This window comes from Paraburkholderia graminis C4D1M (assembly GCF_000172415.1).
Lineage (GTDB): Bacteria > Pseudomonadota > Gammaproteobacteria > Burkholderiales > Burkholderiaceae > Paraburkholderia > Paraburkholderia graminis.
The window spans coordinates 391,161-411,063 of the sequence record NZ_ABLD01000003.1 but is presented as its reverse complement, the minus strand read 5'-3'; the positions used below and the strand labels follow the sequence as shown (position 1 = coordinate 411,063).

The window sequence follows — 19,903 nt, the reverse complement described above, 5'->3', positions numbered from 1 at the left end:
CCCACTCTGCGCCCTGCGCGTTGTATTTTTCTGCACGAACCGACCCTATGCGTTTTTCGACCTCCGGCCGCCTGTCTTTCCCCTCTGTTGCATCCTTTGTTCCTTCCACGCCAGCCCGCGCATTCGCGCTCGGCGTCGTGCTGCCCGCAACGCTCGTGGCCAGCACCGCGTTCGCGCAAGTGCCGCCGCCGGCGGTGAACGCGCGCTCGTGGGTGCTCGTCGACGCGACCAGCAATCAGGTGCTCGCGTCGGGCAATCCCGACGAACGCGTGGAACCCGCTTCGCTCACGAAGCTGATGACCGCGTATCTCGTCTTCGAAGCATTGCAGACGAAAAAGATCACGATGGACCAGACGGTGACGCCGGGCGAAGCGGTGCGCCGCGTGCGCACGGACGAATCGCGCATGTTCATCGAGGCGAACAAGCCCGTCACTGTGCACGATCTGGTGTACGGCATGATCGTGCAGTCGGGCAACGACGCAGCGATCGCGCTGGCCGAACTGGTCGGCGGCAGCGAGTCGCAGTTCGTCAACATGATGAACACCGAGGCGCAGCGCCTCGGCATGAAGCACACGCATTTCGCCGACGTGAACGGCATGCCCGACCCGCAGCACTACACGACCGCGGGCGACCTCGCGGTGCTGTCGGCGCGTCTGATTCGCGACTTCCCTGACTACTACAACATCTTCTCGGTCAAGGATTTCACGTACAACAAGATCAAGCAGCCGAACCGCAATCGTCTCTTGTGGATCGACCCGACAGTGGACGGCCTGAAGACCGGCCACACGCAGGCCGCCGGCTACTGCCTCATCGCAAGCGCGAAACGTTCGCTGCCGGGCACGCCGGACGCATCGCGCCGGCTCGTCTCCGTGATGATGGGCGAGACCAAGGAACACGACCGCGTGCAGGACAGCCTGAAGATGCTGAACTACGGCTACTCCGCGTACGACACGGCGCGCCTCTACAAGGCGAATCAGGTGGTCGGCACGCCGCGCGTCTACAAGGGTGCGCAGGATACGGTGCAGATCGGCGTGAAGAGCGATCAGTACATCACCGTGCCGAAGGGCATGGCCGACAAGGTCAAGCCGCAGATCGAGCAGATCGATCCGCTGATCGCGCCGATCGCCAACGGTCAGCAGGTCGGCACCGCCAAGCTGGTTGCCGACGGCAAGGTGCTCGCGCAATTCCCGGTGGTCGCATTGCAGGCCGTGCCGCAGGCCGGCGTGGTGGGCCGCGTGTGGGATTCGCTGATGCTCATGTTCAACAAGAAAAAGTAAAGACCTGACTGCGATGACCGCTCTTCCCGATGTTTCGCTCGAACCGATCGTTTATCTGAACGGCGAAGTGGTGCCGTTGTCCGAAGCGCGCGTGCCGGTTCTCGACCGCGGCTTTATTTTCGGCGACGGCATTTACGAAGTCGCGCCGCTGTATGCGCGCGCGAGCGGCCGCTTGGCGTTCCGCTTCGAGCATCACCTGGCGCGCCTTGCGCGTTCGCTCGAGAAGATCGGCATCGCCAATCCGTTGGACAATGCCGGCTGGCGCGCGCTGATCGAGCGCGTGACCGCGGCGAACGAAGCCGAGGCCGGCCTCGCCGCCGACCAGGACGCGATTGCGTACATCCAGATCACGCGCGGCGTCGCGAAGCGCGCTCACGCGTTTCCCGCAGGCATCCAGCCGACGGTGTTCGTGATGGTCACGCCGCTCACTCTGCCGGGCGCCGCACAGCGCGCGGCGGGCGTGCGCTGCGTGAGCGCCGAGGATCGCCGCTGGCTTCATTGCGACATCAAGTCCGTGTCGCTCCTCGGCAATGTGCTGATGGCGCAATACGCGGCCGAAAACGATGCGCTCGAAACCATCCAGTTCCGCGATGGCGTGCTGACCGAAGGGTCGTCGTCGAATGTGTGGGTGGTGAAGAACGGCGTGCTGGCCGCGCCGCCGCGCAGCCACAAGATTCTCGAAGGCATTCGTTATGGGCTGATCGAGGAACTCGCGGCGCAATGCGGCATTCGCTTCGAAGTGCGCGAGATCGCCGAAGCCGAGGTGCGCGCCGCCGACGAAATCCTGATCAGTTCCGCGACCAAGGAAGTGCTGCCCGTCACGCAACTCGACGGCAAGCCGGTCGGCGAGGGCAAGCCGGGCGCGGTGTTTGCGGCGCTGTATGCGGCGTATCAGCGAGCCAAGGCAGAACAGGCGTGAGCGGCAAGGAGCAAGCCATGAATCCGGCGGAAGAATCACTTATTGAGTATCCGTGCGATTTCCCGATCAAGATCATGGGTAAATCGCATCCCGAGTTCGCCGAGACGATCGTCTCGGTGGTCCGGCAGTTCGATAGCGAAGTCGACGCATCGCGCGTCGAAACGCGTCCGTCGAGCGGCGGCAACTACACCGGACTGACGGTGACCGTGCGTGCGATCAGCCGCACGCAGCTCGACGACATTTATCGCGCGCTGACCGGACATCCGATGGTCAAGGTGGTGCTTTAAAGTTTTGCGCGCCGGTTGGTGCGGCGTTAGGGCGCGACGCGCAATGCGTTCGCGTTCGCCGTCCCGCCGGTGCTTGTTGCGTTTGCGGCATCTTCAGCGCTCTTGCTTGCGACACGCGCCGCCGGCCCGGCCTCGCAGACCTGGTCGAAAAGCAGCTTGAACCGCCCCACCTCCCCGAACACCCAGTCCCGGAACGCCTTCACCCTCGCTGTTTCCAGCATCTGCGGCGTGCAGATGAAGTAGTACTGCCACGGGCTCGGCCCATCCACATCGAAAAGCCGCACGAGGCGGCCCGCGGCGATCTCGTGCATCGCCAGCGAGCGGCGTGTGAGCGCGATGCCCTGACCGTCGATAGCCGCCTGCAACAGATTCGACGAATCCTGATACAGCACGCCGCGTTTCGGCTCCGGCCAGTCGGTGAGTCCGGCGGCGTCGAACCACGGACGCCACAGTTCGTCGTCGGAACGCAGCAGCGGCAGATTGGCCAGATCGGCCGGCGTTTTGGGCAGCTTCCCGCCGTTGAAATTCGGCGCGCAAGCCGGGAAGAAGATTTCCTCCAGCAGCAGCTCGGAATACAGGCCCGCATATTTGCCGTAGCCGAAACGGATTGCCACGTCGACGTCGTCGCGCGCGAAGTCCGTCAACGCGTTGGTGGACAGCAGTTCCAGGTCCCACTGCGGATGCGCCTCGATAAAGCTGCCGATGCGCGGCGTCACCCAGCGCGCGGCAAACGACGACAGCATCGACACCACCAGCCGCCGTTCGCGGTCGCCGGCGCGAATTTCGCGCGTGGCGTCGGACAGCGCGGTGAGCGCCGTGCGCACGTGGCTGGCGTAGCGCCTGCCGGTTTCGGTGAGCCGCACGCGCTTGCCGTCGCGCGCAAAGAGCGACACGCCAAGCTCGGCCTCGAGCGCCCGGATCTGATGGCTGACCGCGCCGTGGGTGACGAAAAGCTCGTCCGCGGCGCGCGAAAAGCTTTCGTGGCGGGCGGCGGCTTCAAAGGCCTTGATCGCATTCAGTGGTGGAAGATGGCGCAGCTCCATCGCAATTTTTCTCACATAGAGGTGAAAATTGATCGTTTTGCGTAAGCCCTTGCTACGCCTACGATTGTAGCCATGAAACGACTTTTGGCGAGGGCATCATGCGAGAAATATCCTCTAGCATCGCGTATGAAATTCATCGCGGCGAAACGCTGCCCCTGAAGGTGGCGCGCAGCACCAAGCTGGTCGTGCGCGGCGGCGCGGTGTGGGTGACGCGCAGCGACGATACCGAAGACTACTGGCTGCAGCCCGGCCACACGCTGAGATTGCGGCGCGGCGAACGGCTGTGGCTGAGCGCCGAGGGCACGCCCCGCGCGACGGTCGCGTTTTCGGTGCCGACGCGTTGCGACGAGCGCGCGCTGAACTGGTTTGCGCGCATCGGCGAGCGCCTCGCGGCGCGGATGCGTGGAGGCTGGCGCACCGTTTGACGGCGGACGCCGCGGCGTGTCCGCGGCGACGCCGGGCGGGCATTGCCGTATTTCGGTAAACTGCCGGGATCATGTCCGCCTCTCCGGTTTCTTCATCTCTATTGCCCGCCGCGGCGCCGCTCACGCTGCGCTGGCGCGGCAACGAACCCTACGAAGCCAGTTTCGAAGCGATGCGCGCGTTCACCGACGCGCGCACCGCCGACACGTCCGACGAAATCTGGCTGGTCGAACATCCGCCCGTCTTCACGCTTGGCCAGGCCGGCGATCCCGCGCACCTGCTGGCTGCCGACAGCGGCATCCCGCTCGTGAGAGTGGACCGCGGCGGCCAGATCACGTATCACGGCCCAGGCCAGGTGGTGGCCTATCTGCTGCTCGATCTGCGGCGCCGCAAACTGATGGTTCGCGAGATGGTCACGCGGATCGAGCAGGCCGTGATCGACACCCTTGCGGCGTATAATCTCGCCGGAGAACGCAAGGCGGGCGCGCCCGGCATTTATGTCGCGCCCGGGCCGCAGGCCGGCTTGCATGCCGGCGCGAAGATTGCCGCGCTCGGCCTCAAAATCCGCAACGGCTGCAGCTATCACGGCGTCAGCCTGAACGTGAAAATGGATTTACGGCCGTTTCTGGCCATCAACCCTTGCGGCTACGCGGGGCTCGAAACAGTCGACATGGCAACGCTCGGCGTTGTGGCCGGCTGGGACGACGTGGCCCGCACCCTTGCAGCACGCCTCACCGCAAACCTCGACGGCAGTCCCGCGGCCGTCGACCAACCGCAGGCCGGTGCGCTCACCGCCTGACTGGATCGAACGAATGACTGACGTTACCGCGAACCTCGCAGCTTTTCCCGCGCCCGAAGGCGTGCCGGCATCCGCTGCTGCCTACGACGCCACGGCGAAGCAGAAGGCTCAAGCCAAAACCGCCCGTATTCCCATCAAGATTGTTCCGATTGAAAAGCTCAAGAAGCCGGACTGGATTCGCGTCAAAGCGGCAACCGGCAACTCGCGCTTCTACGAAATCAAGCAGATCTTGCGCGAGCACAATTTGCATACGGTGTGCGAGGAAGCGAGCTGCCCGAATATCGGCGAATGCTTCGGCAAGGGCACTGCGACCTTCATGATCATGGGCGACAAGTGCACGCGGCGCTGCCCGTTTTGCGACGTCGGACATGGCCGTCCCGATCCGCTCGATGCGGACGAGCCCGCGAACCTGGCGCGCACCATCGCCGCGTTGAAGCTCAAGTACGTCGTGATCACCAGCGTGGATCGCGACGATCTGCGCGACGGCGGCGCGGCGCACTTCGTGGAATGTATCCGTCAGACGCGCGAGCTGTCGCCTGGCACGCGCATCGAAATTCTGACGCCGGATTTCCGTGGACGTCTCGACCGCGCGCTCGGCATTCTGAACGCCGCTCCGCCCGACGTGATGAATCACAACCTCGAGACCGTGCCGCGTCTGTATAAGGAAGCCCGGCCGGGTTCGGACTACGCGCATTCGCTGAAGCTGCTCAAGGACTTCAAGGCACTGCATCCGGACGTCGCGACCAAATCAGGCCTGATGGTGGGCCTCGGCGAAACCGAAGAAGAGATCTTGCAGGTCATGCGCGATCTGCGCGAGCACGACGTGGACATGCTCACCATCGGTCAGTATTTGCAGCCTTCCGAACACCATCTGCCGGTGCGTTCTTATGTGCACCCGGACACCTTTAAGATGTACGAGGAAGAAGCGTACAAGATGGGCTTCACGCACGCAGCAGTGGGCGCGATGGTGCGCTCGAGCTACCACGCCGATTTGCAGGCGCATGGAGCCGGCGTGGTGTAAGCGCCTCGCGCTTTGCTCCGCCGGTTTGAAGAATGCCCGCACATGTTGCGGGCATTTTTATTCGCGGTAGGCAAAATGCAACATGCGAAACGCCGACCCGCGAGCGCGGCGACTGCGGCGCGCTACCGGTAGTACCGCGCGAGCAACATGCAAACGGATGCGAGCGTGCCGCCGACTATCGAAAACGGGATCGTGAATGCGATAAAGCGGTCGCGCACAGCCGGATTTTCGATGACGTAGTCGATGAGATTGGGCATGTGAGTTCTCCGGTAAGCGTGAGCAAAAAGTATATCTGATCACGTTAAATTTAGTTAGGTTAACGAATAATGAGATGCGGCGAACGACGCGGCGACCACAGCGGTCATGACGAGTGACGGCCACATCAGCGTTCCTTCCTGCTTGCCGTCACGGCGCCGATAGCCAGGGCGGCGTGTGGAATCCGCCGCGCCGAACGAAACCAGAATCGACGCGACGACGATAAAGCCGACGTACCACAACAAGCCCGCCAGCATCAGCGCAAGTGTGCCGCGCGTCGGTGCATCGCCCAGCGCGCATCCAATCTCGTAGCAGGCGCTCGCGCACATCGAAATGACGACCCATAAGAGCTGTCCGTCGCGTATCGATCGGACGGCAATTCCCTTCGACGTCTGTCGATACGAACGCGAGAAACTGAGAAGCGGCAGCAGCGCAATCGGACCCAGCGCGGGCACGCCGATATTGAAAAAGAGCCAGCTCGAGCGGCTAAGAAATTCGATCATGAAAGAGGTCAGGCGATGGAGATGCACGCATCATCCCGAACGCATCCTACAAGCGTCAATCAGCCGAATGGCCAGCTTGTTTTAAGGCATCGCAATCGCGCATCATGTGCGGAAGCCTGCGCACTGAGCGTTCGAGCAGCGGCTCGCAACCAACGTAACGTGAAAAGCAATGCTCGAACAGCGTGATTTGCAATCGCGGATTTGTTAGAACCGCATAAGGGCAAACTCCCTATAGTCGAAAGCCTCCCAGACAACATCCGCTACAAGGGGCTTTTGATGAACCGTCTCCGCCGTCCGCTCGCCGCGTTTGCGACGCTGCTCGCCCTGTCCGCGCTGTTCGCTTCCACCGCGCGCGCCGACGCCAAAGAAGTCGTGATTGCGTATCAGGACATGGTGGTGCCGTGGCGCTACGCGCAGGCAACGGGTGAAGTCGAAAAGGCGACGGGCTACAAGGTCACGTATCGCAAACTCGGCAGCGGCGCCGACGTGATTCGCGCGCTCGCCTCAGGCTCGGTGCAACTGGGCGAGGCCGGATCGAGCCCGATCGCGGCGGGCTTGTCGCAAGGTGTCGACATTTCGTTGTTCTGGATTCTGGACAACATCAACGACGCCGAAGCGCTCGTCGCGCGCGACGGCTCGAATGTCGCGAGCATCGCCGCGCTGAAGGGCAAGAAAATCGGCGTGCCGTTCGTGTCGACGTCGCATTTTCATACGCTCGTGGCGCTGCAAAGCGCGGGCGTGAATCCGTCGGATGTGAAGATCGTCAATCTGCGTCCGCCTGAAGTCGCGGCCGCGTGGGAGCGTGGCGACATCGACGCAACGTATATCTGGGACCCGGTGCTCGCGAAGGTCAAGAAGAACGGCAAGGTGCTCATTACTTCGGGCCAGATCGCGCAGCAAACCGGCAAGGCGACGTTCGACGGATTCGTCGTCGATCGCAAGTTCGCGAAGGACAACGCGGAGTTCGTGGCGCGCTTCGTGAAGGTGCTGGCCGCCAACGACGCGAGTTATCGCGATCACACATCAGCGTGGACCGCGGCCTCGCCGCAAGTCCAGGCCGTCGCCAAAGAGTCCGGCGCGAACGCGCAGGAAGTGCCGGCGAGTCTCGCGCTTTATGCGTTCCCGACGCCGGCGCAGCAGGCGTCGAATGCGTGGCTTGGCGGCGGCGCGCAATCGGGCGCGGCGAAGTCGCTTGCGGCAACGGCTGCGTTCCTGAAAACGCAGGGCACGATTCAGAACGTGCTGGCCGATTATTCGGCTGGCGTCGATCCGCGGTTCGTGCAGCGCGCGGCGCAATGACCGCCGCATGAGGCTTCACGTGAGCATGACGAGGTCCGCCGATGAGCGCTCTTGAAATCCGCCGATTGCGCGTCGCCTACGAAGGCGCGCGCGGCGCGGCGCCGCAACTCGCGCTCGACGACGTCGATCTGCATATCGAAAGCGGCGAGTTCGTCGTTGCATTGGGCGCGTCCGGTTGCGGCAAGACGACCTTGCTCAACTGCATCGCCGGCTTCGTTTCGCCGACGCAAGGCGAGGTGCGGTTAAACGGCGAGCGTGTCGTCGGGCCAGGCGCGGATCGAGGCGTGGTCTTTCAGAAGTACGCGCTGATGCCGTGGCTTAACGTGCTCGACAACGTCGCGCTCGGTCTGCGTTTTCAGCGCGTGCCGAAGGCGGAGCGCGAGCGCGTCGCGCGTGACATGCTTGCGTTGGTCGGGCTCGAGAAGCACGCGCATTCGCGCGTTCATGCGCTCTCCGGCGGCATGCAGCAGCGCGTGGGCATTGCTCGCGCGCTGGCGAGCGATCCGCAAGTGCTGCTGATGGACGAACCGATGGGCGCGCTCGACGCCATGACGCGCGAGTCGATGCAGGAACTCGCGCTGGACGTGTGGGGGCGCACGCACAAGACGGTGTTCTTCATCACGCACAGCGTGGAGGAAGCGCTTTTTCTCGCGACGCGTCTTGTCGTGATGACGCCGGGTCCCGGCCGCATCGCCGAGAGCTACGAGTTGCCGTTCGCGCGGCGCTTTCTGAAGACGCGCGATGCGCGCGCGGTCAAGTCGTCGGCGGAATTCATCGAATGGCGCGAGCGGCTGGTGCGGCACCTGCATCGGCGCAACGAGGAAGAGGTGAGTCCATGACGGCTTCGCGCGACTCATTGGCCGATGTGCGGCTGGCCGACGCCGCGCAAGGCGAGCGGCGTCGAACGCGGCCGCCGAAAGCCTGGCGGTTGCCGGGCGAAGGGCCGACTGCGGCGCTTAGCGCGGCGTCGGTGGCGGGGCTCGCGGCGCTCTGGTGGGTGGCCACGCATCTGCACTGGCTGCCTCCGCTCTTTCTGCCGACACCGGAAGCCGTGTGGGCGGCTTTCGTCGATGCGTCTCGCGGACACATTCAGGGCGGCTTGCCGCTCGCGCAGCATCTCGCGTGGAGTGCGCTGCGCGTGTTCGGCGCGTTCGCACTGGCTGCGCTTACCGCGGTGCCGGTCGGCATTCTGATGGGCGTGAGCCGCGTCGCGCGCGGTCTACTCGATCCGCCGCTCGAGTTTTATCGACCGCTTCCTCCACTCGCTTATCTGCCGCTGGTCGTGATCTGGTTTGGTATCGACGAAACGGCGAAGATCGTCGTCATCTATCTTGCCTGTTTCGCACCGATCGCGATGGCGGCGCGCGCCGGCGTGCGCAGTGCGACGACCGAGCAGATTCATGCGGCGTATTCGCTCGGCGGCAGCTTCGGTCAGGTCGTGCGTCACGTCGTATTGCCGGCTGCGCTGCCGGAGATTCTGACCGGTCTGCGGATTGCAATTGGCTTCGGCTGGACGACGCTGGTTGCCGCCGAAATGGTCGCGGCCACCGCTGGGCTCGGTCAGATGGTGCTCAACGCGTCGAGCTTTCTGCGTACCGATGTCGTGGTGATGGGCATTGTGCTGATCGGCTTGATCGCGTGGGTGTTCGACCTGGGCATGCGCGCGCTTGAGCGGTGGCTCGTGCCGTGGAAGGGCCGGGCTTAACAACCCCGCATATGCGTTGAACGGCGCGCTACCGCGTGCGCTATGCAAAAAGCTCAATCACCGGCCAACCCCGCTCATTCGCGATCGCGCGCAAACGCGCATCGGGATTCGTCGCGACAGGATGCGTGACGCGTTCGAGCAAGGGGACGTCGTTGATCGAATCGCTATAAAACCAGCTTTGCGGAAAGTCCTGCAAACAGTGACCTAGCGAGGCCAGCCAGTTCTCGGTGCGCGTGATTTTGCCTTCGCGGAAAGTCGGAATGCCGACCGACGCGCCCGTGAAGCGCGCGAGCGGATCGCCGCCCTCGGTGCCAAGCTCGATTCCAAGCAGATGCTCGAAGCCGAGCGCCTTGCCGATCGGCGCGGTCACGAACACATTCGTCGCCGTGACGATGCAGCACAGGTCGCCCGCGTCCCTGTGACGTTGCACGAGTTCGCGTGCGGCTGGCAGGATGGCGGGCGCGATCACCTCCTGCATGAAGCGCGCGTGCCAGAGGTCGAGTTGCTCGCGCGAATGGCGAGCGAGCGGCGCCAGTGTGCGCTCCAGATAGGCCGCCATGTCGAGCGTGCCGGCCACGTATTGCCGGTAATACTCGTCGATGTCCTGCGCGTGCCGCGCCGCGCCTTCTATTCCAAGTCCGGCGACAAAGTGCGCCCATGCCTGATCGCTGTCGAGCGGCAGCAGCGTATGGTCCAGGTCGAACAGCGCGAGATTGCGGCTCATCCGGTTGTCCTCGTGATCAGGTGACCAAAGCGTTAGCGGCATACGGTTGATATGAGCACGACGTGCGCAGCAAAAAGCGGCCACGCCGCGCTCGACATCGTTGCGCGAGCGTATATTTAAAAGCACAAAATTACAATAAGGCAAAAATGTGCAACACTACTGTCATACGCCCCGGATGCCGTGCGCGGCATGCGGTTCCGGTTACGGCAGCAGAGAACGAGTGCGCAGTGCCTTATGTTGATTCTCCTTAACCTTCTCGCAGGCGTGGCACTGCTCGTGTGGGGCTCGCATATCGTGCGCACGGGCATCCTTCGCGTGCTGGGCGCCGATCTGCGCGGCGTGCTCGGGCGCAGCACGCGCAACCGCTGGCGCGCGTTCCTGTCCGGCGTCGGCGTCACCAGTCTCGTGCAAAGCAGCAACGCCACTGCGGTCATCCTCATGTCGTTCGCGGCCCAAGGGCTGTTGCCGCTCACCAGCGGGCTCGCCATCATGCTCGGCGCCGACGTCGGCACGGCGCTAATGGCGCGGGTTCTCACACTCGATCTCTCGTGGTTGTCGCCCATCCTTATTCTGTTCGGCGTGCCGCTCTTTCTGTCGCGCAAGCAAACACGCGCCGGCCAGGTCGGCCGCACGCTGATCGGTCTCGGCCTGATCCTGCTCGCGCTGCATCTGATCGTCGAGGCCGCGCAGCCGATGATGCAAGGCGCCGGCGTGCGCGTGATGTTCGGCGCATTGACGGGCGACACGATGCTCGACGCGCTGGTGGGCGCCGCCTTCGCCGTCCTGTCGTACTCGAGCCTGGCAGCGGTGCTGCTCACGGCGACGCTCGCGTCGTCGGGCGTGATTTCGTTGAAGGTGGCGCTGTGCCTTGTGATCGGCGCGAATCTCGGCAGCGGTCTCGTCGCCTTGCTCGGCGCGGCCGCGCAGAATTCGGCGGCGCGGCGTCTTGCGCTCGGCAGCTTCACGTTCAAGCTCGCGGGCGCGTTGCTGATCCTGCCGTTCGCGTCCTTGCTCGCGCGCTGGCTGCCGATGCTGATCGCCAATCCACGCGAAGCCACAGTCGGCTTTCACCTGATCTACAACGCGCTGCGCTGCGGCGTATGCCTGTCGCTGATCGATCCGGTCGCGCGTATCTGCGAGCGCGTACTGCCCGACCGGCCCATGCCGAACGGCGAACTGCGGCCACTGCATCTCGACGCAGCCGCGCTGTCCACGCCGACGCTCGCGCTCGCCAATGCCGCGCGCGAAGTGCTGCGTATCGGCGACATCGTGCGGACCATGCTCGACAATGTGGCCGAGCTGATTCATCACAACCGTCTCGACAAGGCGCGCGAAACGGTTCGCATGGACGACGACGTCGACGAACTGTACGCCGCGGTCAAGAACTACCTCACGCTGATTTCACGCGAGCAGCTTGACGAAGCCGATAGCCGCCGTTGGACCGACATCATTTCGCTGACCATCAACCTCGAGCACGCGGGCGACATCATCGAGCGGATCGTGGGCGACATCGAAGAGAAAAAGATCGCGCACCGGCTGTCGTTTTCCGAAGAAGGGCTCGGCGAACTGGACGATTTGCAGACGCGGCTCGTCAGCAATCTGCAGCTTGGCCTGTCAGTGTTCCTCAACAACGATCTGCGTTGCGCCGAGCGGCTTCTCGCGGAGAAAGAGCGCTTTCGCGATCTGGAGCGCGCGTATTCGTATCGGCATCTGGATCGACTCGCCGGGCAGACGCTGCGCAGCATCGAAACCAGCGCGCTGCATCTCGATCTGATCAGCGACATGAAGCGGCTCAATTCGCTGTTTTGCTCGACGGCTTATCCGGTTCTGGATGCCGCGGGCGCGCTGCACGACACGCGCTTGCGCAAGCGTGTGCTCGATACCATGCATGTGAAGGAATGATTCCGCGAAGCGCGGCAATCCGCGTGAAGCTTCACGCTCCGCGCTTCACGCCAGCACCACTTCTTCCAGCTTCTTTTTCAGCGCACCGAAATCAGCCGCATCCGCGGCCTTCTTATTGGTGACGAGCACGTCGATCTGCTCGACCGGGCAATACGAAATCCGGCTGCGCTGCCCGATCTTGCTGTAGTCGGCGAGGATCACCACACGGTCCGCATTCGCGACCATCGCGCGCGCCACTTCGGTTTCGGCGTGATCGTAATTCGTCGCGCCATGCCGATGGTCGATGCCGACCGGCGACAGCAGCGCGAGGTCCGCGCGATACCGCTGAATGTCGAGCACGGTGGTCGCGCCGGTGGTCGCCATTGCGCGGTCGCTGATCGTGCCGCCGAGCAGAATCACTTCGTTGCCGGCTTCCGACTGCTCGGCCGCGCCGCGCATTTTCAACGCGACGTCGATTGAATTTGTGACGATGGTCAGATTCGCGAGCTTCGCCAGTTCTTCGGCGAGCGCGGCGGTGGTCGTGCCCGCGTCGATAAAAAGCGTCTGGCCGCTCGCAATCAAACCGATTGCCGCTTTGGCAATGGCCGTTTTCGATTTGACGCGCATGTGGGCGCGCTCGGCGATCGGCGCTTCGTCGGCGGGTTTGATCGCGCCGCCGTGCACACGCCGCAGTTCACCGAGCGCTTCGAGATCGAGCAGGTCGCGCCGCACGGTTTCGCGCGACACGCCCAGGTCCGCCATGATCCGTTCGGTCGACACTCTATGGAGCGTCGACAATAACGCGCGTATTCTCTGATGACGGTCTTCCTGCCACATGCATTTTCCTTGGATGCGAAGGCGCTCGCACAACGTGTTTCGACTGACGACATCGTGGACATGAATGTGTGTCGAGACGATGTCAAGCGTACTACTTCAGCCGGATTGTGTTGTATTTTTTTGGTAGCTTGCAAGTTTGTGTATTTGACTTTAGCCTTCGCAAATCGAAGCGCCGCCTGATTCGAACATCGAATCGTCGAAGGCAAAGTTAATCTGTGCTTTCGCGCATTGTCATGGCGTTTTTTGACAAGACCTTTGGCGTCGGCGCGCGGCGAAACGCGCTTATTCTGAGTGAAAGGTGACGGGACGTGGCAAACGGGATCGATCGTGCATCACCTGCAGACTGGCCGTATCCGCCGCTCGTCGCGCATCGCTGCGGCGGCACGCTTGCGCCGGAGAACACGTTAGCGGGCTTCGACGCCTGCGTGCGTTACGGTTACCGCATGGTCGAATTCGACGCCAAGCTTTCCGTCGACAACCAGCTTTTCCTGCTGCACGACGACACGCTCGAGCGCACCACCAACGGGTATGGCGCGGCGGCGGTCTACACATGGGCGCAGCTTGCGTTGCTCGATGCCGGCGCCTGGTACGGGCCGCAATTCGCGGGCACGCGTTTGCCGACGCTCGCCGATGCGGCCGCGCGTTGCGCGCGCGATGGCATCGCGGCGAACATCGAGATCAAACCCTGTCCTGGTCGCGATGAGATCACCGGCCAGCTCGTCGCGAGCGCCGCGCTCGAGTTGTGGAAAGACCAGACGCCGCCGCTGCTGTCGTCGTTTTCTTTCGACGCGCTCGCGGCCGCGCGCGACGCCGCGCCTTCATTGCGGCGCGGCATGCTGTTCGAGGAAGTGCCCGCGGACTGGCTGCGTATCGTGCGCGAACTGGACTGCGTGTCCTTGCACGCGAGCCACCTTTATCTGACCGAACCGCTCGTCGCGGAAATTCGCGCGGCCGGCTTGCATGTACTCGCTTACACCGTCAACGATCCCGCGCGCGCCGAATTGCTCGCGCAATGGGGCGTCGACATGATTTGTACAGATCGCATCGATAAGCTGTCGCACGACATGCTTTGAGCGCCGCAGCCGGCGCAGGCATGGCGTGGGCGCGCAAGCACGAAAGCACCAGCGGACGAGTGCGAGCGAGCTGTGCCCTTGAAGTCGAACCTGCAACTTTCCAAACGCAACAACTTCGGCAGAGGATGGGGAAAACTATGAACCGCACCGTGTTAGCTCGGATACTTTCGATGTCGGCCGTCGCGGGTGTCGCCGCCGCCGGCGCGAGCAGCGCATCGGCCGCGCCGCTCGACGCATTGATCGCCGCCGCGAAGCAGGAAGGCCAGCTCACCGTGATCGCGTTGCCGCACGACTGGTGCAACTACGGGCAACTCGTCGCGGGTTTTCAGAAGAAGTACGGCATCAAGATCAACGAACTGAATCCGGACGCGGGCTCGGGCGACGAAGTGGAAGCCATCAAGGCGAACAAGGGCAACAAAGGTCCGCAAGCGCCCGACGTGATCGACGTGGGTCTGTCGTTCGGTCCGACCGCGAAGGCCGACGGCCTGCTGCAACCGTACAAGGTGTCGTCGTGGAACTCGATTCCGAAGGAGTCGAAAGATCCGGACGGCTACTGGTACGGCGATTACTACGGCGTGCTTGCGTTCGAAGTCAACGCCGACATGATCGACAAGGCGCCGTCCGACTGGAGCGATCTGCTCAAGTCCGATTACAAGAACGCCGTGTCGCTCGCGGGCGATCCGCGCTCGGCGAATCAGGCGATCCAGGCGGTCTATGCGGCGGGCTTGTCGCAAAGCAAGGGCGATGCGGCGAAGGCGGATAAAGCCGGCCTCAAGTACTTCGCCGACCTGAACAAGAGCGGCAACTTCGTGCCGGTGATCGGCAAGGCGGCATCGCTTGCACAAGGGACGACGCCGATCGTCGTCCGTTGGGATTACAACGCGTTGGCCGATCGCGATACGCTGAAGGGCAACCCGAAGGTGCAGGTCGTGATTCCGAAAACGGGCGTCGTCGCAGGCGTCTATGTTCAGGCAATTAGCGCCTACGCGCCGCATCCGAACGCAGCGAAGCTGTGGATGGAGTACCTCTATTCCGACGAAGGCCAGCTTGGCTGGTTGGCCGGCTATTGCCATCCGATGCGCTACAACGAACTCGTGGCCGCGAAGAAAGTGCCGCAAGCGTTGCTCGACAAATTGCCGCCGCCGTCGTCGTATAAGAACGTGGTGTTCCCGACGCTTCAGCAGCAGGACGCGTACAAGGAAACCATCACGAAGCATTGGGACGAAGTGGTCGGCGCGAACGTCAAGTAAGCGCAGCTTTAGAAAGCGCGAAGTCATGTGTGCGCCGCGGCGCCGTTCGCAAAGAGCGGCGTTTGCGGCGTTAGTCATCAAGCCCAAAGGTGAGCTATGAGCGCTTCATCGGATGCTGGATCGGTGCCGCCGGATCTGCTGGTGCCGCCCGTGCCCACGCCGACGCCGCGCGTCGACGGTCCGGGCCGCGCGTCGCAGATGCTTGCGTGGATCGGCGTCGTGCCGTTCTTCACGTTCGCGCTGCTGTTCCTGATTCTGCCGACCGGCTTTCTGATGATCGGCGCGTTCCAGGACGCGCAAGGTCACTTCACGCTCGCCAATCTACGCGATCTGTTTCAGCCGTCGATACTCGACGCCTACTGGATCAGCTTCAAGGTGAGCGCGGCGTCGGCGGCGGGCGGCGCGCTGATCGGCTCGCTGCTCGCGTGGGCTGCGGTGCAGGGCAAGCTGCCCGGCTGGATTCGTCCGACGTTGATGACATTCTCGGGCGTCGCGTCGAACTTCGCGGGCGTGCCGCTCGCGTTCGCGTTCATCTGCACGCTGGGGCGCGTCGGGCTCGTCACCGTGCTGCTGAAGAAATACCTCGGCTTCAATCTTTACTCGACGGGCTTCAGCATTCTCAGCTTCTCGGGGCTCACGCTCACTTACCTGTACTTCCAGATTCCGTTGATGGTACTGATCGTCACCCCCGCGCTCGACGGCCTGAAGCGCGAATGGCGCGAAGCATGCGATTGCCTCGGCGGCACCGCGTATCAATACTGGCGCCACGTCGCGTTGCCCGTGTTGTGGCCTAGCGTGCTGGGCGCGACGCTGCTGCTCTTTGCCAATGCGTTCGGTGCGGTGGCCACGGCTTATGCATTGACGGGCAGCTCGCTGAACATCGTGCCGATCCTGCTGTTTGCACAAATACGCGGGGACGTCATGCATAACCAGAACCTCGGCTACGCGCTCGCACTCGGCATGGTGCTCGTGACCGGGCTGTCGAATGGCGGCTACATCTGGCTGCGTTCGCGCGCCGAAAGGGGCCGTCGATGAAAAGCCAATCCCGCGTCGGAGCGTGGACCGCGACGGTGATCGGTTCGCTGTACTTCCTGATCCCGCTGATCGCCACGTTCGAATTCAGCTTGCGGATGAAACGCGGCACCTACAGCTTCGAGGCGTATAGCGTCGTGCTGAGCGATCCGCGCTTTCAGGCTTCGTTCGGTTATTCCATTCTGATGGCGCTGCTGACGATCGTCGTCGGCATATTGCTGGTGGTGCCGACCGCTTACTGGGTGCAATTGCGCTTGCCGAGGCTGCGGCCGGTCGTCGAATTCATCACGCTGCTGCCGCTCGTCGTACCGGCTATCGTGATCGTGTTCGGCTATCTGCGCATCTACAACAGCAGTTCGATTCTGCCGCTCACGGGCAACGAGCGCGCGACCGATCTGCTGCTCGTATTCGGCTACGTGACGCTCTCCTTGCCCTACATGTACCGCGCGGTCGATGCGGGCCTGCGCGCCGTGGACGTCCGCTCGCTCACCGAAGCCGCCGAATGTCTTGGCGCGAACTGGCCGACCATTCTGTTCAAGGTGATCTTTCCGAATATCCGCTCGGGCATTCTGTCCGGCGCCTTTCTCACCTTTGCGGTCGTGATCGGCGAGTTCACGCTCGCGAGCCTGCTCGACCGTCCCGCGTTCGGTCCGTATCTGCAACTGATCGGCGCGAATCGCGCGTATGAGCCGTCGGCGCTGGCGATTATCGCGTTCATGATCACGTGGGCGTCGATGGGATTGATACAGGTGTTCGGCTCGGCCCGCGCGTTGAGCGGCCAGAAAATCTGACGCACTGAGGCAGCGAACCATGGCATTTCTCGAGATAGAAAATCTGCACAAGTCCTTCGCGTCGAACATCGCGCTGCATCACTTCGACATGAAGATCGAGCGCGGCGAGTTCGTCACGTTCCTCGGACCGTCCGGTTGCGGCAAGACGACCGTGCTGCGCATGATCGCCGGATTCGAGACGCCGACGCGCGGCATTATCCGGCTCGACAACAAGGACGTCACGCATCTGCGCACGCGGCAGCGCAAGGTCGGCATGGTGTTCCAGTCGTATGCGCTCTTTCCGAACATGACGGTGGCCGAGAACATCGGCTTCGGGCTGAAGATCACGCACCGGCCGCAGGCGGAGATCAATCAGCGCGTCGAGGAGATGCTGCATCTGATCAAGCTGCCGCAGCTCGGCGGGCGTTATCCGTGGCAACTGTCGGGCGGTCAGCAGCAGCGCGTGGCACTCGCTCGCGCGCTCGCGGGCAAGCCGCAGGTGTTGCTGCTCGACGAGCCGCTGTCCGCGCTCGACGCAAAAATCCGCATCTCGTTGCGGCAGGACATTCGCGCGTTGCAGCGCGAACTCGGCATCACGTCGATTTTCGTCACGCACGATCAGGAAGAGGCGTTGTCCATTTCCGACCGCATCGTCGTGATGAACGAGGGTCGCGTCGAACAGATCGGCTCGCCATCGGAAATCTACAACTATCCGCGCACGCGTTTTGTCGCGTCGTTCGTCGGCACGCTCAATATTCTGGCCGGGCATGTGATCGATCCGGCGACGGGCAAGATGGCCGTGGACGGTCAGGAGCTCATCACCACGCAGCAACTTCCTTCCGCCGATGCCGGCAAGAAGCGCCTGCTCGCGCTGCGTCCCGAAGCGATCGTGCTCGAACCTGCGGCGCCCGGCCGCAACACGCTGAATGCGACCGTCGAAGAAGTGAATTTTCTCGGCGCCGTCGTGCGCATCAGAACGCGCGTAAAAGACGCGGTGATTTCGCTCGACGTATTCAACGATCCGAATCGCGGTTTACCCGAAAGAGGGCAGCCGGTGTCGCTCGGCTTTTCGCACGACAACCTGCTGGTGCTCGAGGAAGGCAACGCCTGACAATCCGCCAAAGCCCGCCAAAGCCCGCCGAAGCCCGCCCGCAAAGGCTTCGGGTTTTCCCGAAGGTTTGCGCGGCGGCGAATCCGGGTTTCCCGACGCCGCTCGTCCGGATTTCCGGAATCCCGGAACGCGTGCGCCAGATCTTGCGCGCAAACCCATAAGAATCAAGGGTATGTCTTAGGCATCAAGCTGGCATCGACCTTGCAAAATAGATAACGCGGCCGCAACGGTCCGACAACTAAAGCAAGGAGACAACGATGTCTGATTTCCCTTCCCGGTATTTCTGAATTCGTCGTCTTGTCGCGGCCTAATGCCGTGCAGAGGCGACGTTCATTCGTTCGCATGATGCGCAGCGTGGCAGGCCATGGGCTCACCCACATCGCAGGAAACATCGTGAAGAAACCTATCCACAAAGTGCTGTACGTCCAGGTGATCGTGGCGATCATCATCGGTATCGCGCTCGGCCATTTCTATCCGACCTTCGCCGTCGACATGAAGCCGCTCGGCGATGCGTTCATCAAGCTCATCAAGATGGTGATCGGACCGATCATCTTCTGTACGGTCGTGACCGGCATCGCCGGCATGGAAGACATGAAGAAGGTCGGGCGCGTCGGCGGCAAGGCGCTGCTGTACTTCGAAATCGTCTCGACGTTCGCACTGCTGCTTGGCCTCGCGGCGACGCACCTGCTGCGGCCGGGCGTCGGCTTCAACGTCGATCCGGCTACGCTGAACGGCAAGGAAGTCGCATCGTATGCCGCGAAGGCGCACGGTCAGACGACCGTCGACTTCCTGATGCACATCATTCCGGACACGCTCGTGTCGGCATTCTCGCAAGGCGAAATCCTGCAGATCCTGCTGATCGCGCTGCTGTTCGGGGCGGTGCTCGCGCACATCGGCGAACGCGGCAAGCCGGTGACGAGCTTTATCGAAAGCCTGTCGAGCATCCTGTTCGGCATGGTCGGCATCATCACGAAGCTCGCGCCGATCGGTGCATTCGGCGCGATGGCGTTCACCATCGGCAAGTACGGCATCGGCTCGCTGCTGCCGATGCTCAAGCTGATCGGCACGTTCTATCTGACCGCGATCGTGTTCGTGGTGGTGGTGCTCGGCGCGATTGCGCGTGCGGTGGGCTTCAATATCCTGCGCTTCATCGCGTACATCAAGGAAGAGATGCTGATCGTGCTCGGCACGAGCTCGTCGGAAGCCGCGTTGCCGCAACTGATGCTGAAGCTCGAAAAGCTCGGCTGTTCGCGTTCGGTGGTGGGCCTCGTCGTGCCGACCGGTTATTCGTTCAACCTCGACGGCACCAACATCTACATGACGATGGCCGTGCTGTTCATCGCCCAGGCGACGAACACCGACCTCACGTGGACGCAGCAGCTCACGCTGCTCGCGGTGACGATGCTGACCTCGAAAGGCGCGAGCGGCGTGACCGGCGCGGGCTTCATCACGCTGGCCGCGACGCTGGCGGTGGTGCCGACCATTCCGCTGTCGGGCATGGTGCTGATTCTCGGCATCGACCGCTTCATGAGCGAATGCCGTGCGCTGACCAACATCGTCGGCAATGGCGTGGCGACCGTCGTGGTGTCGGCGTGGGAAAAGGAACTGGACCGCAGCAAGCTGGAAGCGGCGCTGCGCGGCGATGTGCCGGTCGACGAACCGGCCAGCGTCTAAGCCGGACGTCGTCGGGCATC

General features: G+C 63.0%; 21 protein-coding genes. 16 read left to right on the top strand and 5 right to left on the bottom strand.

Annotation, left to right across the window (positions count from 1 at the left end; translation table 11 throughout):
* Positions 1-47 precede the first annotated feature (47 nt).
* From BGRAMDRAFT_RS07600 to BGRAMDRAFT_RS07590, 3 genes are read left to right on the top strand one after another with little or no spacing between them, the layout of a single operon-like run.
* Positions 48-1,277 carry a D-alanyl-D-alanine carboxypeptidase family protein gene (locus BGRAMDRAFT_RS07600; protein ID WP_006048116.1) on the top strand — a complete coding sequence of 410 codons (1,230 nt, stop codon included), beginning with the start codon at positions 48-50 and terminating at the stop codon, positions 1,275-1,277.
* Between the two features lie 13 nt (positions 1,278-1,290).
* Positions 1,291-2,196, top strand: a complete 906-nt coding sequence (locus BGRAMDRAFT_RS07595; protein ID WP_006048115.1) for a D-amino acid aminotransferase — start codon at positions 1,291-1,293, stop codon at positions 2,194-2,196.
* Between the two features lie 17 nt (positions 2,197-2,213).
* Positions 2,214-2,483, top strand: a complete 270-nt coding sequence (locus BGRAMDRAFT_RS07590) for an HP0495 family protein (RefSeq protein WP_006048114.1) — start codon at positions 2,214-2,216, stop codon at positions 2,481-2,483.
* A 26-nt stretch (positions 2,484-2,509) separates the two neighbouring features.
* Here the strand turns inward: BGRAMDRAFT_RS07590 and BGRAMDRAFT_RS07585 are convergent, their stop codons facing one another.
* A complete protein-coding gene (locus tag BGRAMDRAFT_RS07585; protein WP_006048113.1) occupies positions 2,510-3,526 on the bottom strand; it encodes a transcriptional regulator GcvA in 1,017 nt (338 codons plus the stop codon).
* A 98-nt stretch (positions 3,527-3,624) separates the two neighbouring features.
* Here BGRAMDRAFT_RS07585 and BGRAMDRAFT_RS07580 point away from each other — a divergent pair, with 98 nt between their 5' ends.
* The 3 genes from BGRAMDRAFT_RS07580 (at position 3,625) to lipA (ending at position 5,769) form a co-directional block, all read left to right on the top strand.
* Positions 3,625-3,951: a DUF2917 domain-containing protein gene (locus BGRAMDRAFT_RS07580; protein ID WP_006048112.1), complete on the top strand. Its 327-nt coding sequence runs from the start codon at positions 3,625-3,627 to the stop codon at positions 3,949-3,951.
* Between the two features lie 71 nt (positions 3,952-4,022).
* Entirely contained in the window at positions 4,023-4,748 is a 726-nt protein-coding gene (gene lipB / locus BGRAMDRAFT_RS07575) for a lipoyl(octanoyl) transferase LipB (RefSeq protein ID WP_006048111.1), read from the top strand.
* Positions 4,749-4,761: 13 nt separating this feature from the next.
* Complete coding sequence (gene lipA / locus BGRAMDRAFT_RS07570) at positions 4,762-5,769, top strand: lipoyl synthase (protein ID WP_006048110.1); 1,008 nt, start codon at positions 4,762-4,764, stop codon at positions 5,767-5,769.
* Positions 5,770-5,891: 122 nt separating this feature from the next.
* Here lipA and BGRAMDRAFT_RS35835 read toward each other — a convergent pair whose 3' ends face one another.
* Positions 5,892-6,026 (bottom strand): hypothetical protein, encoded by a 135-nt coding sequence (locus BGRAMDRAFT_RS35835; protein ID WP_006048109.1) that lies wholly within the window; start codon positions 6,024-6,026, stop codon positions 5,892-5,894.
* Between the two features lie 54 nt (positions 6,027-6,080).
* Positions 6,081-6,527, bottom strand: coding sequence for a hypothetical protein (locus BGRAMDRAFT_RS07565; RefSeq protein WP_006048108.1), 447 nt, complete (start codon positions 6,525-6,527; stop codon positions 6,081-6,083).
* Positions 6,528-6,803: 276 nt separating this feature from the next.
* On the opposite strand from BGRAMDRAFT_RS07565, the gene tauA reads away from it, so the two are divergent.
* The 3 genes from tauA to BGRAMDRAFT_RS07550 are packed head-to-tail and all read left to right on the top strand — an operon-like array spanning position 6,804 to position 9,531.
* Positions 6,804-7,826, top strand: coding sequence for a taurine ABC transporter substrate-binding protein (gene tauA / locus BGRAMDRAFT_RS07560; protein ID WP_006048107.1), 1,023 nt, complete (start codon positions 6,804-6,806; stop codon positions 7,824-7,826).
* A gap of 41 nt (positions 7,827-7,867) precedes the next feature.
* Positions 7,868-8,665 (top strand): taurine ABC transporter ATP-binding protein, encoded by a 798-nt coding sequence (locus BGRAMDRAFT_RS07555; RefSeq protein WP_006048106.1) that lies wholly within the window; start codon positions 7,868-7,870, stop codon positions 8,663-8,665.
* On the top strand, positions 8,662-9,531 hold the full coding sequence (locus BGRAMDRAFT_RS07550) for an ABC transporter permease subunit (protein ID WP_006048105.1): 870 nt from the start codon (positions 8,662-8,664) through the stop codon (positions 9,529-9,531). Before BGRAMDRAFT_RS07555 ends, BGRAMDRAFT_RS07550 begins: the two co-directional genes overlap by 4 nt.
* A gap of 40 nt (positions 9,532-9,571) precedes the next feature.
* Here the strand turns inward: BGRAMDRAFT_RS07550 and BGRAMDRAFT_RS07545 are convergent, their stop codons facing one another.
* Positions 9,572-10,255: a histidinol-phosphatase gene (locus BGRAMDRAFT_RS07545; RefSeq protein ID WP_006048104.1), complete on the bottom strand. Its 684-nt coding sequence runs from the start codon at positions 10,253-10,255 to the stop codon at positions 9,572-9,574.
* A 234-nt stretch (positions 10,256-10,489) separates the two neighbouring features.
* Between BGRAMDRAFT_RS07545 and BGRAMDRAFT_RS07540 the strand changes: the two genes are divergently transcribed.
* On the top strand, positions 10,490-12,157 hold the full coding sequence (locus BGRAMDRAFT_RS07540; RefSeq protein WP_006048103.1) for a Na/Pi cotransporter family protein: 1,668 nt from the start codon (positions 10,490-10,492) through the stop codon (positions 12,155-12,157).
* A gap of 45 nt (positions 12,158-12,202) precedes the next feature.
* Here BGRAMDRAFT_RS07540 and BGRAMDRAFT_RS07535 read toward each other — a convergent pair whose 3' ends face one another.
* Positions 12,203-12,973 carry a DeoR/GlpR family DNA-binding transcription regulator gene (locus tag BGRAMDRAFT_RS07535; protein WP_006048102.1) on the bottom strand — a complete coding sequence of 257 codons (771 nt, stop codon included), beginning with the start codon at positions 12,971-12,973 and terminating at the stop codon, positions 12,203-12,205.
* A 308-nt stretch (positions 12,974-13,281) separates the two neighbouring features.
* Between BGRAMDRAFT_RS07535 and ugpQ the strand changes: the two genes are divergently transcribed.
* The 6 genes from ugpQ (at position 13,282) to BGRAMDRAFT_RS07505 (ending at position 19,883) form a co-directional block, all read left to right on the top strand.
* The gene (ugpQ, locus tag BGRAMDRAFT_RS07530; RefSeq protein WP_006048101.1) at positions 13,282-14,046 is read left to right on the top strand and encodes a glycerophosphodiester phosphodiesterase; all 765 of its coding nucleotides are present in this window, start codon (positions 13,282-13,284) and stop codon (positions 14,044-14,046) included.
* A gap of 137 nt (positions 14,047-14,183) precedes the next feature.
* Positions 14,184-15,296: an ABC transporter substrate-binding protein gene (locus BGRAMDRAFT_RS07525; protein WP_029969649.1), complete on the top strand. Its 1,113-nt coding sequence runs from the start codon at positions 14,184-14,186 to the stop codon at positions 15,294-15,296.
* A gap of 96 nt (positions 15,297-15,392) precedes the next feature.
* Entirely contained in the window at positions 15,393-16,331 is a 939-nt protein-coding gene (locus BGRAMDRAFT_RS07520; RefSeq protein ID WP_006048099.1) for an ABC transporter permease, read from the top strand.
* Complete coding sequence (locus tag BGRAMDRAFT_RS07515; protein ID WP_006048098.1) at positions 16,328-17,119, top strand: ABC transporter permease; 792 nt, start codon at positions 16,328-16,330, stop codon at positions 17,117-17,119. The genes BGRAMDRAFT_RS07520 and BGRAMDRAFT_RS07515 overlap by 4 nt, the downstream gene beginning before the upstream one ends.
* Before the next feature lie 19 nt (positions 17,120-17,138).
* Positions 17,139-18,209, top strand: coding sequence for an ABC transporter ATP-binding protein (locus BGRAMDRAFT_RS07510; RefSeq protein WP_006048097.1), 1,071 nt, complete (start codon positions 17,139-17,141; stop codon positions 18,207-18,209).
* A 393-nt stretch (positions 18,210-18,602) separates the two neighbouring features.
* Complete coding sequence (locus BGRAMDRAFT_RS07505) at positions 18,603-19,883, top strand: dicarboxylate/amino acid:cation symporter (RefSeq protein ID WP_029969651.1); 1,281 nt, start codon at positions 18,603-18,605, stop codon at positions 19,881-19,883.
* Positions 19,884-19,903: the final 20 nt, after the last annotated feature.